The 14585-nt window shown below is 68.0% G+C and carries 11 protein-coding genes; 6 read left to right on the top strand and 5 right to left on the bottom strand.

Going from position 1 to position 14585, the window contains the following annotated elements:
* Positions 1–88: 88 nt before the first annotated feature.
* Complete coding sequence (locus OG203_RS01635) at positions 89–982, bottom strand: NADP-dependent oxidoreductase (RefSeq protein WP_405163854.1); 894 nt, start codon at positions 980–982, stop codon at positions 89–91.
* Between the two features lie 70 nt (positions 983–1052).
* Between OG203_RS01635 and OG203_RS01630 the strand changes: the two genes are divergently transcribed.
* On the top strand, positions 1053–1688 hold the full coding sequence (locus OG203_RS01630; protein ID WP_405163853.1) for a TetR/AcrR family transcriptional regulator: 636 nt from the start codon (positions 1053–1055) through the stop codon (positions 1686–1688).
* Here OG203_RS01630 and OG203_RS01625 read toward each other — a convergent pair.
* Complete coding sequence (locus OG203_RS01625) at positions 1619–2746, bottom strand: glycoside hydrolase family 3 N-terminal domain-containing protein (protein ID WP_405163852.1); 1128 nt, start codon at positions 2744–2746, stop codon at positions 1619–1621. The two genes, OG203_RS01630 and OG203_RS01625, sit on opposite strands and share 70 nt — an antisense overlap.
* A gap of 437 nt (positions 2747–3183) precedes the next feature.
* Between OG203_RS01625 and OG203_RS01620 the strand changes: the two genes are divergently transcribed.
* On the top strand, positions 3184–3753 hold the full coding sequence (locus OG203_RS01620; protein WP_405163851.1) for a hemerythrin domain-containing protein: 570 nt from the start codon (positions 3184–3186) through the stop codon (positions 3751–3753).
* A 118-nt stretch (positions 3754–3871) separates the two neighbouring features.
* The gene (locus OG203_RS01615) at positions 3872–4567 is read left to right on the top strand and encodes a DUF2993 domain-containing protein (protein ID WP_405163850.1); all 696 of its coding nucleotides are present in this window, start codon (positions 3872–3874) and stop codon (positions 4565–4567) included.
* Between the two features lie 13 nt (positions 4568–4580).
* Here OG203_RS01615 and OG203_RS01610 read toward each other — a convergent pair whose 3' ends face one another.
* Together OG203_RS01610 and ligA are read right to left on the bottom strand one after the other, a co-directional pair.
* On the bottom strand, positions 4581–6062 hold the full coding sequence (locus tag OG203_RS01610; RefSeq protein WP_405163849.1) for an MFS transporter: 1482 nt from the start codon (positions 6060–6062) through the stop codon (positions 4581–4583).
* A gap of 520 nt (positions 6063–6582) precedes the next feature.
* Complete coding sequence (ligA, locus tag OG203_RS01605) at positions 6583–8574, bottom strand: NAD-dependent DNA ligase LigA (protein ID WP_405163848.1); 1992 nt, start codon at positions 8572–8574, stop codon at positions 6583–6585.
* A gap of 98 nt (positions 8575–8672) precedes the next feature.
* Here ligA and OG203_RS01600 point away from each other — a divergent pair, with 98 nt between their 5' ends.
* The 3 genes from OG203_RS01600 to helR all read left to right on the top strand — a co-directional run bounded on the left by OG203_RS01600 (position 8673) and on the right by helR (position 12919).
* Positions 8673–9575 (top strand): alpha/beta fold hydrolase, encoded by a 903-nt coding sequence (locus OG203_RS01600; RefSeq protein WP_405163847.1) that lies wholly within the window; start codon positions 8673–8675, stop codon positions 9573–9575.
* A gap of 53 nt (positions 9576–9628) precedes the next feature.
* Complete coding sequence (locus OG203_RS01595; RefSeq protein WP_405163846.1) at positions 9629–10375, top strand: MerR family transcriptional regulator; 747 nt, start codon at positions 9629–9631, stop codon at positions 10373–10375.
* A gap of 348 nt (positions 10376–10723) precedes the next feature.
* The gene (gene helR / locus OG203_RS01590; RefSeq protein WP_405163845.1) at positions 10724–12919 is read left to right on the top strand and encodes an RNA polymerase recycling motor ATPase HelR; all 2196 of its coding nucleotides are present in this window, start codon (positions 10724–10726) and stop codon (positions 12917–12919) included.
* A 148-nt stretch (positions 12920–13067) separates the two neighbouring features.
* Here helR and OG203_RS01585 read toward each other — a convergent pair whose 3' ends face one another.
* A complete protein-coding gene (locus OG203_RS01585) occupies positions 13068–14519 on the bottom strand; it encodes an amidase (RefSeq protein WP_405163844.1) in 1452 nt (483 codons plus the stop codon).
* Positions 14520–14585: the final 66 nt, after the last annotated feature.

Below are 14585 nucleotides of genomic sequence, written 5' to 3'. Positions count from 1 at the left end.
CGGACCACACCCAAAGGTTATGGGCCTCAGGCGGACTCGGCGATAGGGGCACATTCACCATCGCCGAGTCGCCTGCGGTCCAGCCGGCTCAGATGACCATCACTCGGCGACCGCGCGTGTGACCGGCTCGGCTGTCGATGTGTGCGGCGGCGGCCTCGGCGAGGGTGTAGGACTTCTCGACCGGGATGTGCAGCTTTCCTCGCGAGATGAGGTCGGCGGCTGCGGCGAGTGCGTCCGGGACGCTCCCGGCCACGCCGGAGAATCGGACGCCGAGATCCGGCGCGCCGAGGTCGGCGATGGAGATCACCTTGTGCGGATCACCGGTCAGCTCGATGAGATCGGGAATCACGCCGGAACCGGCCAGGTCGAGAGCGGCGTCGATCTGGCCGAGTTGTCGTACTCGCTCGACCCAGCCCTCGCCGTAGGTCGTGGCGACGGCACCGAGGCTGCGCAGGTAGTCCTGGTTCGCGGGCGCGGCGGTGCCGATCACCGTGATGTCGCGGTCGCGGGCGATCTGCAGCACCGCCGATCCGACTCCCCCGGACGCGCCGCTGACCAGCAGTGTTTGCCCGGGTCGCACACCGACCTCGTCGATGATGCGCAGCGCGGTCTCCACCACCGAGGGGTATCCGGCCGCCTCTTCGAACGTCAGCCCTTCGGGCATCCGGGCCCACGCCGACAGCACGGCGAACTCGGCGTAAGTGCTCGAGCCTTCGCCGAACACGTGGTCGCCGACCTCGATCCCTTCGACGCCCTCGCCGAGCTCGTCGACCACCCCCGCGGCGTCGATCCCGACTCCGGCGGGCAATTCGAGCGGATGAGCTTGCAGGATCTGGCCTTCACGGACCCGCCAGTCGACGGGGTTCACCCCCGCCGCCCGCACGGCGATGCGTATCTGGCCGGGGCCCGCGTGGGGCTCCTCGGCGTCGATGAGTTGCAGAACGTCTGGTCCGCCGAACTCGGCGAAGCTCACTTTCTTCATACGACCGAGCATAACCCTAACGGTTAGTGTTTAACAACAGGTATGGTTTTGTATCTGATAGCATCACAGGATGACCGAGCCGTCCGGACGCCGGGAGCGTAAGAAGGCCGCGACCCGCCAGAAGATCGCCGATACCGCCCTGCGACTGTTCCTGGAACGCGGATACGACGCGGTAGGTATCCGTGATGTCGCCGCCGAGGCCGACGTCGCCGTCACCACGCTGTTCTCGCACTTCACCTCGAAAGAGGCGCTGGTGTTCGAGCGGGACGACGACTTCGAGCACCGCCTCGCGCAGACGGTCACCGGTCGGGCGCCGCACGAGCCGCTCATGACCGTGCTGCGCCGCGAGATCCACGCCATGGTGCGACATTGCGCATCCGAGGACGCTGCCCCGATCTGGCGCATGATCGACGAATCACCCGCCCTGCGCGACTATGAGGGCTCGATGCGGCTGCGCCATGCGGCGTCGCTGGCGACGGCCATCGCCAACGATCCGGACCTGTCACAGAGCACAACGGCCTGCCGGACGATCGCGATGTTCGTGATCGACGCCCATTCGCTGGCCCGTACGTCGGCCGATCCGCAGGCCGCGGTGGACGAGATCTTCCAGATGATCGAGGCGGCCTGGGGTGCTGCTCAGGGAAGTCCGGTGCGTAAGGCGGTGACGCGGTCGACGGCGGCGGTGAACGCGGCGGGGTCGAGTTGACCGCTGGTGTAGGCCTCGGCCAGGGCGGTCGTGGCGTCCGAGCCTTGGCCGATGTCGCGAGCCGAGCACAGGATGAGGTCCATGCCGGCGGCCGCGGCGGCCGTAGCGCGTTGTGCGGTGGTTCCGACCGAGTTCAGTGCTCCTGCTTCGAGGGCGTCGGTGATGGTGACGCCGGTGAAGTGGTTGCGGCCGCGTAGTTCCTGGTTGACGATCGTGGGTGAGAGTCCGGCGGGGTGGTCGGGGTCAAGGGCCGGGTAGGTGGCCCAGGACAGCATGACCAGCTTCACTCCGGCGGAAATCGCTGCCGGATAAGGGAATTCGTCGACCGAGCGCAGTCTGGACACGCTCGCGGGGAGGGTGACCGGGTCGGTGTCGGTGTTCTGGCCGCCGGGTGCGGTGCCGAGGCCGGGGAAGTGCTTGGCGGTGGCGGCGACGCCGGTGGTTTGTTGTGCGGCGGTGAACGCGAGCCCGAGTGATGCCACTACGGCGGGGTCGTTGCTGAAGGAGCGTTGGTAGCGGTCGATGAAGTTGCCGGGTGTGTCGTAGACGTCGAGCACGGGGGCGAGGTTGACGTTCATCCCCACTGCGCGCAGGGTGCGTCCCGCACCGATCCCCGCGTTGATGGCGGCGGCGACCGGAATGGCTGACTGGCCAACCTGTTTCGCCGACAGCACCGGCTCCCCGGGCAGCCGTCGCACGAGCCCGCCTTCTTGGTCTGTCATCAACAACAGCGGCACCGGGATCGGACTTTGCGCCTGAGCTTGCCGCAACTGCCCGATCACGTCGGCAATCTGCGCAGCACTGGAGATGTTCTCCCCGAAGAAGATCACCCCGGCGGCCTGGCCGGCGCGGATGGCGTCGAGCAGGGCCGGTGGCGGGGTCAAACCTGGATACGAGTAGATCACTCGCTGTCCGGCCAACTGTTGCGGCGTCAGACCCGCCGCCCGCGCTACCGGCCCGGCGGCGGCCTGCAGCGCGGCGACCAGCATGCACACGACGAGGGCCGTCAACCAGGTGTGCCAGCGACGGAGTTCGACCGTAATGGTGGACTGCGACATCACAGACTCCTTCCACCCCCGCCCGACAATGGTCTCATCGGACGGCGCGACGCGAGCCCCTATCCGAGCCTCGAAGTACGGCAGGGTGATCGCGGCCGCAACGGCGCGGTGAGCACGATCGGGATAGCCCGTTGGCTGGCGGACGCCCGGCTGCGCGTCGAACTGCCCCAGTTCGAACGACTCACAGGAGCCTCGTGCTCGTCAGCCAGAGCGTTCCAACGGCTGGCACCTGCCTAGCGCACGGACTCGAATACGCAGGTGCACAACGGCATTCGTCGCATCGGGCGGTCATCATTCGCCTGGTCCCCGTTGAGCGGACGCAGCGATGATGCGTCAGATGCGACGCCAGGTCCCGCGCGTGCGTTATCGTCGGCTCCCTAAGGGGCATGCTTGGTCAAGGGACAGTCTGTCCTGACGTGCGGTATCAGGGAGGAATTGTGGACATTACCGAGCTGATCCTCGATGACCACCATGAGCAGCGGCGACTGTTCGCGATCCTCGAGCAGATCGATCGCGCGGAGACCAGTGTGCTTTCCGCGATCTGGGACCGGCTGGCGACCTTCCTCGAGCTGCACGCGAAGGCGGAGGAGGAGATCTTCTACCCGGCGCTGCTGCAGGTGGGTATCGCGGCCCGGCGCGCGGGCCGGGTGGAGGACGAGACACTCGACGCCATCCACGACCACAACGAGATCAGGGACGCGATCGCCGAAGTGGCGCGTCATCAGGTCGGTACCGATGAGTGGTATGCGGCCGTCGCGGCGGCGAACTTCGCCAACAGCGATCACATGGCCGAGGAAGAACGCGAGGGCCTCACCGATTTCCGCCGTCTGGCCGCGCTGCCGCGTCGTCATCAGCTTGCCGTCGCGTTCGCGGCTTACGAGGCGCGCAACTATGCGGGTGTCCAGCCGGTCGACAAGGATCCTGCCGGTTACGTCCGTGCGGTAGAGGAGTCGCTGGGGTCGACGGTGAGTGGATCGTTGAGTGTCGGCAGCCTGAAGCGGACCTGACCCGGTAACACCCGTAATCGGCTGTCGAACCAGCGGTGAACCGAGGGGCTGACGGGTCGAGGGCGCCGCTCGCCGACGATGCACAGCATGATGGTGGGATGTCTGAGCGGGTGAGCGCATGCGCGCATTGTTGATACTGATCGTTGTACTGCTGATCGCGCTGGTTGTCGGCGACCGGGTCACGGTGAGGATGGCGCAGAACGAGATCGGCCGCAAGATCGCCGCCGACTACCACCTTCCGCAGCAGCCGAAGGTCGAGATCGGCGGCTTCCCGTTCTTGACCCAGGCCTTCGACGGCAACTATCACGACATCGACATCAGGGTCGGTGACTGGAGTCAGCAGAACCTCTCGGTGCACAACCTCGATGTCACGCTGACCGACGTGGCCGCGCCGCTGGACGACCTGCTGCACAACCGCACGTCGAACCTGGTCGCGGCGACCGCCGCGGCGACGGCCGTGGTTCCCTACGACACCGTGCGGGGCTACGCGCCGTCGGGGGTGAAGTCGATCTCCAACAGTCCGGACGGGTTGCGCGTCACCGGGACCTTCTCGGTGGAAGGTATCCCGGTGCCCGCGACGATCGTCGTCACCGTCGCACCCACCGACGACGGCATCGAGGTCACTCCGGTCTCGGTGCAGTCCGCGGTCGGCGGGCCGACGATGTCGCTGGCGATGCTGCGCAAAACCCTCACCTTCACCGTGCCGTTGCAGCGCCTGCCGCTCGGTGCGAAGCTGACGGCTATCCAGCCTGGCCCCGACGGTCTCCAGGTGACCGCCGTGGCACACGACGTGCATTTCTCCGACCTGCAGTGAGTACCTGCACGGCTTACTCGGCGTGGCTGTTCGGGCGCCTGGGCAGGAAGAACATCAACGCCCACATCACAATCAACGTGCCGCCGACCCACCACAGCACGCCGGTGAACGCGTCGCGGTTGAGCGCCCCGTCGGGTGAGCCGCCGGTGGCGGCGAAGAACACGAGGCCGTTCAGGGCGATACCGAGGGCGTAGCCCAGCTGGAGGGCGGTGTTGAACAGGCCGGAGGCCGAACCGGCGCTGTCGTGCGGCACCTTCGCCAGAGTCAGGTCGGCGATCGGTCCGCTGATCATGCCGAGACCGAACCCGAGCAACAGGACCGGGACGGTCATCGCGAGCAAGCTCAGATCCTCGTGCCCGCTGCTGATCTGGAGCCCGTAGGCCGTCATCGCGGCGAGGGTGATCAGGGCTCCGGTCTGCGGCAGTCGACGCGCGAAGCGTCCGGCGGTCTTCGTCGCAAGCATCGCACCGGCCAACTCGCCGACGGCGAGCAGCACGAAGGCCAGTCCCGCCAGCAGCGGGCTCATGCCAAGGCCACGCTGCAGGTACAGCGTCCAGGTCATGAAGAACAGCCCGACCAGCAGACCCATCATCAGCTGCGCGGACAGACCACCGGAGAACTGCGTGACTTTGAACAGCGCCAACTCCACCAGCGGGGCATCACCGGCGCGGCGCTGCTGGTGGCGCAGGAAGACACCGAGCACCAGCAGACCACCGGCGAGCATGGCGAAACACCAGAGCGGCCAGCCGTGGGTGTGGCCCTCGGTGAGCGGGAAGACGATCAGCACCATCGCGATCGCGGACAGCCCCACCCCGGCGAGGTCGAGCCGGTCGGCCTTCGCCACGGTCGACTCGGTGATGAACACGCGCCCGAGGATGATCACCGCGAGCCCGACGGGCACGTTGATCAAGAAGATCGGCCGCCAGGACAATCCGAACAGGTCGGCCTCGGTGAGCACGCCGCCAAGCACCGGGCCCACGACGCTGCCCATCGCCAGCACCGCTCCGAAAAGGCCGAAAGCCCTGCTGCGGTTCTCGCCGGCGAACGTGACATGCAGGGTCGCCAGGACCTGCGGCATCATCACCGCGGCGGCACCGCCTTGGAGCACGCGGGCGGCGATCAGCATGCCGGGACCGGCCGCGAACCCGCACAGCAGCGAGGCCAGGGTGAACCCGATGGTGCCGAGCAGGAACACCTTGCGTCGGCCGTAGAGGTCGCCGAGCCTGCCGCCGGTGATCAACGCGAGAGCGAACGCCAGTGCGTAGCCCGCGGTCACCCATTGCACGGCGGCCGCTCCGGCGCCGAGGGATTGTTGCAGGGTGGGGATGGCGGTGAGGACGACCGAATCGTCGACGATGTTCATGAGTTCGCCGGTCAGCAGGACCGCGAGGGCGATCCTGGCGGCCGTCGTCATCGTCGACGACGCCACGGACGAGGTGCGGGCGGAGGCTTCAGGGGTGTGCTCGGGCTCGTTGTCGAGCGCGGAGGAATTCACGGTCGGACTCCTGTTCAGGAATCGGGGAGCTCACCGTCGAACACGCCGGGACCGGAGAATACGAAGCCCGGGGCAGTCGGCAGAGCTGCACCCGGGATGACAGAAAACTGCGGGGGTTGGGTGACGCAACTCAAGCCAGTGCGACGTCCGCCCCGGACACGTTCCTCAGATCAGGACGTGGGGGAATACGGACGGCTACTTGGCCTGGGAGATACGTCACCACCTCGAATCCACTACCGAAGGAACATGAAGTCCGATGCCGCCGTCGAAGGGTTCTTCGGGGCGCGAACTCCCCCATGATACGAGACCCTCCCGACCGTGCGCACACCGGATATGCCGATGCGGGGACGCCCGGCCGCCGCCAGACCGCTCGCTGCGAATTTCCCCGACCCTGCGCTGACTGTTCGTCATTTCCTCGGCCCGCGCTGGCTGTTCGTCGCGGGGGCTCTGGCGAAACGTGGTCGAGAACTCGGCGATGAGTCGTTGCGGGCGCGTGCGTTTCGGCTGGGCGCGCCGAGGTCTAGACGACCTTGGCGGCGATCAGCAGGTTCCAGATCTCGCCCTGGTCAACGACTTCGACTCCGAGTTTCTCGGCCTTGGTCAGCTTGCTCTCACCGACTCCGGCACCGGTGATGAGCAGGTCGGTGCTCGCCGACACCGAGGACGCCGCCGTCGCGCCCGCCTTCTCGCACAGGCGTTGGAACGTCGGGCGGGCGACTTTCTCGCCGGAGCGCGGGTCACTGATCGCGCCGGTGATCACGACCGTCTTGCCTTCCAGCGGCGCGCCCGCGGCGATGACCGGGGGCAGGTCTTCCTCGCGCACGTCCAGGGAAACGCCTGCCGTGCGCAGCCGCTCGAGTTCCGGGCGCAGGCGAGTGAGGTGCGCGACCAGGGAGGCGGCGACCTTGGGTCCGATGTCTTCGACCGCGACGAGTCGTTCCTCGCCCGCGTCGGCGACCTCTTCCAGGGAGCCGAATCCCGATCGGGCCAGGCGAGCGGCGGTACCGTCGGAGGCCATCGGGATCGCCAGGCCGATCAGTGCGCGGCGCAGCCCGACCTGTCGGCTGGTATCGATCGAGTCGATCATCCGCGCGGCCGAGACTTCGCCGATGCGGTCGAATTCGAGCAGGCGATCCTTGGTCAGGGTGTAGAAGTCCGACGGGTTCTCCAGGATGCCCGCCTCGGCAAGGCGTTCGATCCACACTCCACCGATGGCGTCGATGTCGGCGGCCGCGCGCGATGCCCAGTGGATCAGCCTGCGCACCGTCTGTGCGGGGCAGGACACGTTGGTGCAGAACAACTCTCGACTGTTGCCTTGCTCGGTGACCGGCTGCCCGCAGGAGGGGCAGGCGGTGGGCGGCACGATCTCGAGCTCCTCGCCCGTGCGTTTGGCGGCGTCGAGCACGCCCGCGACGAACGGGATCACATCACCCGCGCGGCGCACCAGCACCGTGTCACCGACTTTGATGTCGCGGGCTTTGATCACCTCTTGATTGGCGAGGGTCGCCTTCGTGACCGTGGTGCCGCCGACGAAGACCGGTTCGAGCCAGGCGACCGGGACGATCTTGCCGGTCTTGCCGACGTCCCAGATCACCTCGCGCAGCAGTGTGGTCTTCTCCTCGGCGGCGAACTTGAACGCCAGCGCGCCACGCGGGGAGTTCGAGCGAGTCCCGGCCGCCGCGTAGGCATCTCGGTCGGCCAGGCGCAGCACCGCGCCGTCGAGATCGTAGTCGAGCTCGTTGCGCCCCTGCTCGATCGCGGTGATCGCGGCCTGGGCCTGCTCGGCGTCGGCGCAGAGCCGCATCTGCGCGCCCGCGACCCCCAGTGCCCGCAGTCCCTCCCCCAGGTCGACGGCGGTGACGTCGGCGGAGGTGTCCAGGTCGAAGCCGAAGAACTGCAGGCGCCGCTCGGCGACCGTGGCCGGGTCTTTGGCCCGCAGTGTGCCCGCGGCGGCGTTGCGCGGGTTGATCAGCGGCTTGTCCGGATGCGCGGTGTTGTAGGCGAGGAAGGTCGAACGCAGCATCACCGCTTCGCCGCGCACCTCCACCCGTCCCGGGACGTCGATCCGTTCGGGCACACCATCGACCAACGCACGCACCAGCATGGTCACGTCGTCACCGGTGGTGCCATCGCCGCGGGTCACGACCCGCACCAGCCGCCCGTCCTCGTAGACCACGGCCAGGGACAAGCCGTCGAGTTTCGGCATCACCACCACCGACTGACCGGGGAAGCGGTTGAAGAACGCCTCGACCTGCTCGGGCTTGGTGGCCTTCTCGAGTGACAGCATCGGGCGCGAGTGCCGGATCGGGGCGTGCAGCACCGCGGGCGCGCCGACCTGCTCGAGCGGATTGGGGTCGGGCGCGAGCTCGGGGTTCGCCTCGATCAGGGCGCGTAGTTCGTCCTCGATCGCGTCGTAGTCGGCGTCGGCGACCAGCGGCGAGCCCTGGTAGTAGGCGTCGCGCAGCGCCACGATGCGGTCCGCGAGCTGTTGGATCTGTTCCCCAATTTCCACGGACGCCACGCTACCGATACCCACCGACACCCTCGCGCAACGACGCCGCGACGGCAGGAATTGACCCTGACGCAGCGTCAGGGTTGGACGCTTGTCACATGACCAACCACCGCACGTCCTCGCAGCGGCTCGCGCCGCCGATCGGAGGGTTCCAGGAGATCGACGGCCGCCGTGTTTTCGTGCATCGCTCGGGCAGCGGCGGGCCTGCCGTGGTGTTCCTGCCGGGCGCCAGCGCGGTCGGACTGGACTATTTCGGTGTCCAGCAACAGGTTTCGCAGTTCAGCACCGCTGTGGTGTATGACCGTGGTGGCACGGGCTACAGCGATCCCCTGCCGTTGCCGCGCACCGCCGCCGCGGTCGCCACGGAACTGCGCGAGCTGCTGCGCGCCCACCACATCCCCGCCCCCTACGTTCTCGCGCCGCATTCGCTCGGCGCCTTGTACGCACACCGGTTCGCACAGCTGTACCCGCGCGAGGTGGCCGGACTGGTCTGGTTGGACGGCCTGCACCGCGACTGGGACGAGTTCATGCCCGCCTCGGCGAGCCTGGCCGCGGCCGAACAGTCGGCACCCGATCCGACGCAGATCGAACAGCTGCGCCCGGACCTGCGTGCGTGGGCCGCCGAGTCGTTCGCGAACTATCCGGAGCACCTGCGGCAACCGCTGATCGATGCCAAGACCAGCGACGAATGGATCCGGGTCGGCATCGCCGAGCGCGGCACGCTGGTCGACCTGGCCGCCGAGCTGCGGGCCGGACCGGACCTCCCTGACGTCCCGATCGTCGCACTCAGCGTGGTGGGCGCCGACTCCGCCCAGCCGGAGCGGACATTGCACGAGATGCATGATGGCAGAACGAGAATGGACGCGGCCCTGGTGCGCACGGTCTCGCACGGCGAGCAGCGCATCCTCACCGACACCTTCCATCACCGGCTCTGCTTCGACCGCCCCGACGCCGTGGTCCAGGCGATCCGCGACGTCATCGATCGGGCGGCTCGCCGCTGAGCCCACCCGTCCTAGACTCGGCACGATCACGTTTCGCGACGACGAGGAGGACGGTGCTCACGATCGGCCAACTGGCGGCGACCGCCGGGGTGACCGTGCGCACCGTTCGCCACTACCACCAGATCGGGCTGTTGCCCGAGCCCGAGCGCGATGCCTCCGGCTACCGCCGCTATAGCGCGCAGGCGGCGGTGGATCTCATCCGGATCAGGACCCTCGCCGACGCCGGTGTCCCGCTGGCCCGCATCGACGCACTCCTGCGTGCCGAGCCGACCGAATTCGCCTCGGCCATCACCGATATCGACGCCGAGTTGCGGCGCAAGATCGACCAGCTGACCGAGAACCGCCGCCGGATCGCCGAATTGGCCAGCGGCGAAAAGCTCGTCCTGCCCCCGGAGGTCGTCGCCGTTCTGGACCGGATGCGTGGTCTGGGGGTCAGCGAATTGCGGGTGCGACTCGAGCGCGACTCGTGGATCCTGATGCAGGCACTGGACCCGCACGCCGTGGCGGCGCGGGTGCGGGAAAAGAACGCCAGCTTCGATGACCCCGAGACGACGCGCCTGTATCTCGCCTGCGATCAATCGGTCGACTGGCATCCCAACGATCCACGCCTGGACCAGCTCATCGACGACCTGGACGCCTGGGAGATCGACCACGAACGAGCAGGCGAGCAGCCCGAGAGCCTGAAACTGGTGATCTCCCGGATCTCCGAGGCGTCACCGGCCTGGCAACGCATCCTCGATGGGCTCACCCACCGCGCTGAACAACGCCGAACCGGGAGCGATCGAAGCCGGACTCGGTGATCATGATTCGCGCTCACCCCGGTGTCGAGCGAGGAAGTGCTCGACCTGATCCTCCGGATTCACGAAGCCATGCCGTTGGCTTCACGAGGAGGGTGGTCCGTCTGTAGCGGACAAAAAGGGAAAGGAGCTACGAACTCCTTTCCATATCCAATATATAACGCATCGGGGGGCTTGCGGCAAGGCCGGGGTGGTGGCGCATACTCGCTGGCCGAGGCCAGAACCTGCGGAAATGGGAGTCGCGAATCGCGTGTGTCGTTGTCGCGCGAGGATGGCAAGCCTCGGAGTAGCGGTGCGGGTGTGCGGATGACCGACGCGACATCGTCGATCGAGGGAAAAGGTAAGGGGCACATGCCAACTCAGGGATACGAAGCCGAATTACACGCCGAGCGCGGCTATGTGGCCGGACTCTACACGCGCCTCGACGCCGAACGCGCGCACGTGAAGGGCCAGTACAGTGCGGCGTTGCGCGGCCGAGACGGATCGGCCATGGAGCGCGAGGACCAGGTGCGCGCGCTGGGCAAAATGGTGCAGCGACTGGACGTGGCCGACAACGGCCTGTGCTTCGGCCGGTTGGACACCGTCTCGGGCGAACATTCCTACATCGGCCGGATCGGTCTCTACGACGAGAAGAACGAGTTCGAACCGCTGCTGCTCGATTGGCGCGCACCGGCGGCGCGCGCGTTCTACGTCGCCACCGCCTTGACGCCGGAGAACATGCGTCGGCGCCGCCAGTTCCACACCCGGGGACGGCAGGTCGTCGATTTCACCGACGAGGTGCTCGGCCGGCCCGCCGAGGGTGAGCGTGGGGACGCGGCGCTGCTCGCGGCGGTCAACGCGCCGCGCGGTGCGGGCATGCGCGACATCGTGGCGACGATCCAGGCCGAGCAGGACGAGATCATCCGACTCGACCATCCAGGGGTGCTGGTGATCGAGGGCGGTCCCGGCACCGGGAAAACCGTGGTCGCGCTGCATCGCGTCGCGTATCTGCTCTACACCCAGCGTGCGCGGATGGAACGTCAGGGTGTGCTCGTGGTCGGTCCGAATCCGGCGTTCCTCCACCACATCGCCCACGTGCTGCCGTCGCTGGGCGAGACCAATGTGGTGTTCACGACCGCGGGCGAGCTCGTGCCCGGGCTGCGCGTCACCGCCGAGGACACCCCACGGGCCGCGCGCCTCAAGGGCTCGCTGAAGATCCTCGACGTGCTCGCGGCGGCGGTCGCTGATCGGCAGCGACTGCCCGAGGATCCGGTGCCGATCGAGCTGGCCGACGTCACGGTGCGCATCGATGCCGAGACCGCCGGGTGGGCACGGGAGGAGGCGCGCGCGAGCGGGCGCCCGCACAACGAGGCCCGCGCGGTGTTCGAGGAGATCATCACGTGGGCGCTCACCGAACGAGCGATCGCCAGGATCGGCAAGGGCTGGCTGACCCGCTCGGACCGCGAGGCATGGGAGCAGCTGCGTGAAGACCTGATCGAGGAATTGGCGAGCCATGCCATGTTCACCGCCACACTCGACGAACTCTGGCCGACCCTGACTCCGGAAACCATACTGGCACAGCTGTATTCGTCCCCCGAACGGCTGCGCGCGGCGGGCGCCGACGACGCACTGGCACGCGCGAACGGCGACGCGTGGACGGTGTCGGATGTGCCGCTGCTCGACGAGTTGGTCGACCTGCTCGGCCCCGACAAACCGGCCGATCAGAGCGCCAAGCGGGAACGCGAAGCCGAGGCCGAGTACGCCGCGGGCGTGCTGGACGTCATGGTGAGCCGCGAGGACATGATGGACGACGAGGACCACCTGTTCGCCCAAGACCTGCTCTACGCCGAGGACCTGGCGGACCGTTTCCTCGAACGCGACACCCGCGAACTCGCCGAACGCGCTGCCGCAGACCGGGATTGGACCTACCGGCACGTCGTCGTCGACGAGGCCCAAGAACTCTCCGAAATGGACTGGCGAGTCCTGATGCGCCGCTGCCCCAGCAAATCCTTCACCGTGGTCGGCGATCTCGCCCAACGCCGCTCGGCGGCCGGAGCGACCTCATGGGACACGATGATGGCGCCATATGTTCCCGGCCGTTGGGCTTACCGATCATTGACGGTGAACTATCGCACCCCCGCCGAGATCATGTCCGTCGCCGCCGCGCTGCTCGCCGAATTCGCACCCGGTGTCCACCCCCCGGAGTCGGTCCGCGCCTGCGGTGTCCAACCCTGGTCCCGGCAGGTCGCCGAGGACGAATTGTCCACTGCCATTGAGGAATTCGTTCGCGATGAGGCCGGTCGCGAAGGCACCAGCATCGTGATCGGCCCGCCGAACGTTCCGGGCACGGTGCCGGCCTCGGAAACCAAGGGCCTGGAATTCGACGCCGTCCTGGTCGTGAACCCGGAACAGATCCTCGCCGACGGTCCACGTGGCGCGGCCGAACTCTACGTCGCCCTCACCCGCGCCACCCAGCGCCTCGGCGTCCTGCACCAGGGCCCGCTCCCCCGAGCCCTGACCGGTCTCACCGAAGCCGGAACCCCCGCCCGCGCCGGAAATCCCCGGTAGCCGTAGCGATTTCGCGCCCCGCCCCTGTGCGACCTGAGCGCAGGGGCGGGGCCGCTCGCGCGGACGCGCGACCACCATCGATCTCATCGGAGAAGTGTCACCCAGTGACAGCTGACGAAGATACCGTCGAGCCGGTCGTCGTCACGCCCTATTGCGGCGCCTGAAAACCGCCGATTTTCTCCTCGAGCAGTTCGGCCAACCGCAGCGGGGTGCGGTCCTCGAACATCGGACCGATCAGCTGCACACCGACCGGCAGACCCTCGGGCGAGCGGCCCGCCGGGATGGCGGTGGCGGGCAGACCGGGCATGGTCGCCAGTCCGGCCCAGGCGACCTGGTCGGCGAACGGGTACTCGACGCCGTCGATGTCGATCGGGCGTTCGGTCATCGCGCGCTCGTGGTCGTGCGGGAACGCGGGCGTCGGCGTGATCGGACACACCACCGCATCGAACTCGGCGAAGAACTGCCGCCAACCGTGGCGGTGCTGTTCGCGACGGATGTCGGCGGCCATCCAGTCGCGATGGCTCAACACCATGCCGCGCACCCACTCCGCACCGGGGCTATGGTCGTCGGCGCTGAGTCCGGCGGCGTGGGTCCGCATCTGCGCGTGCCGCTCCTCGGGATAGCCCCCGGAGAAGTTCGCGACCACCAGCCGCAGGTAGAGCGCCGCGGCCTCGACCAGATCGGGCAGCAGCGCACTGTGGCGTTCGACGCGGGCGCCGCTGTCGATCAGCGCGTCGGCCACCCGCTGCACACCGGCCCGCACCGCGGCCCCGGTCGGAATGTTCGGATGCTCGTCGAGGACCAGGACCCGGAAGTCGGCGAGCCGCTCGTGGCGCGCGGGCGGCAACCTCAAGTCGTAGGCCACACCGCGCGTCAGCGGGTCGGGCCCGGCCATCACGTCTAGTAGGAGCGTGAGGTCACGGGCGGTGCGTGCCATCGGACCGGCGACCGCGAGGTCGTGCTCGGTCGGCAAGGCGGGCGCGGGCGGCGGGACCATCCCGCGGGTGGCCACCAGGCCCACGGTCGGCTTGTGTGCGTAGACGCCGCAGAAATGCGCGGGGGTGCGCAGCGAACCGGCGATGTCTGAGGCAATGGACAGCGCGCCGAATCCGGCGGCCAGCGCCGCGGCCGAGCCACCGGAGGATCCGCCCGGTGTGCGCTCGTGATCCCACGGGTTGTTGGTGCTGCCGTAGATCTCGTTGAAGCTCTGCAGATCTTGCAGCATCAGCGGCACATTGGTCTTACCGAGCAGCACCGCCCCGGCGGCCTTGAGCCGCGACACCTGCACCGCGTCCTCGGCGGGCATAAAGTCCCGGAATTGCGGCATACCCCAGGTCGTCGGCAGCCCCACCATGTTGTAGGACTCCTTGACCGTCACCGGAATACCGAGCAGCGGCCGGTCCTCGCCGCGGGCGCGCGCCTGGTCGGCGTCGCGCGCGGCGGCCAGCGCCCGGTCGAAGTCCGGCACGCAGATTGCATTGATCGCCTTGTCGTCGCGCTCGATCCGCGCGATCGCCTCCTCGGTCAGTTCCACCGAGGTCACGTCACCAGCACGTAAAGCGGCCGAAAGCTGTTCTGCCGACTGAAAACTCCACTCCATGAATTCGACGTTATCGGCCTGCCGAGGAGGGCATAAAATGCCGCTTCGCACAACGGAAAAGGCGAA

Origin of the sequence: Nocardia sp. NBC_01499 (assembly GCF_045040275.1) — a bacterium.
Lineage (GTDB): Bacteria > Actinomycetota > Actinomycetes > Mycobacteriales > Mycobacteriaceae > Nocardia.
Note: the sequence above shows the minus strand (reverse complement) of the source record. Positions and strands in the feature narration are given on the sequence as shown.

Coding starts and splice junctions, on each gene's coding strand:
- OG203_RS01635 (WP_405163854.1), bottom strand. CDS start 982: ATGAAGAAAGTGAGCTTCGCCGAGTTCGGCGGACCAGACGTTCTGCAA.
- OG203_RS01630 (WP_405163853.1), top strand. CDS start 1,053: ATGACCGAGCCGTCCGGACGCCGGGAGCGTAAGAAGGCCGCGACCCGC.
- OG203_RS01625 (WP_405163852.1), bottom strand. CDS start 2,746: ATGTCGCAGTCCACCATTACGGTCGAACTCCGTCGCTGGCACACCTGG.
- OG203_RS01615 (WP_405163850.1), top strand. CDS start 3,872: ATGCGCGCATTGTTGATACTGATCGTTGTACTGCTGATCGCGCTGGTT.
- OG203_RS01600 (WP_405163847.1), top strand. CDS start 8,673: ATGACCAACCACCGCACGTCCTCGCAGCGGCTCGCGCCGCCGATCGGA.
- helR (WP_405163845.1), top strand. CDS start 10,724: ATGCCAACTCAGGGATACGAAGCCGAATTACACGCCGAGCGCGGCTAT.
- OG203_RS01585 (WP_405163844.1), bottom strand. CDS start 14,519: ATGGAGTGGAGTTTTCAGTCGGCAGAACAGCTTTCGGCCGCTTTACGT.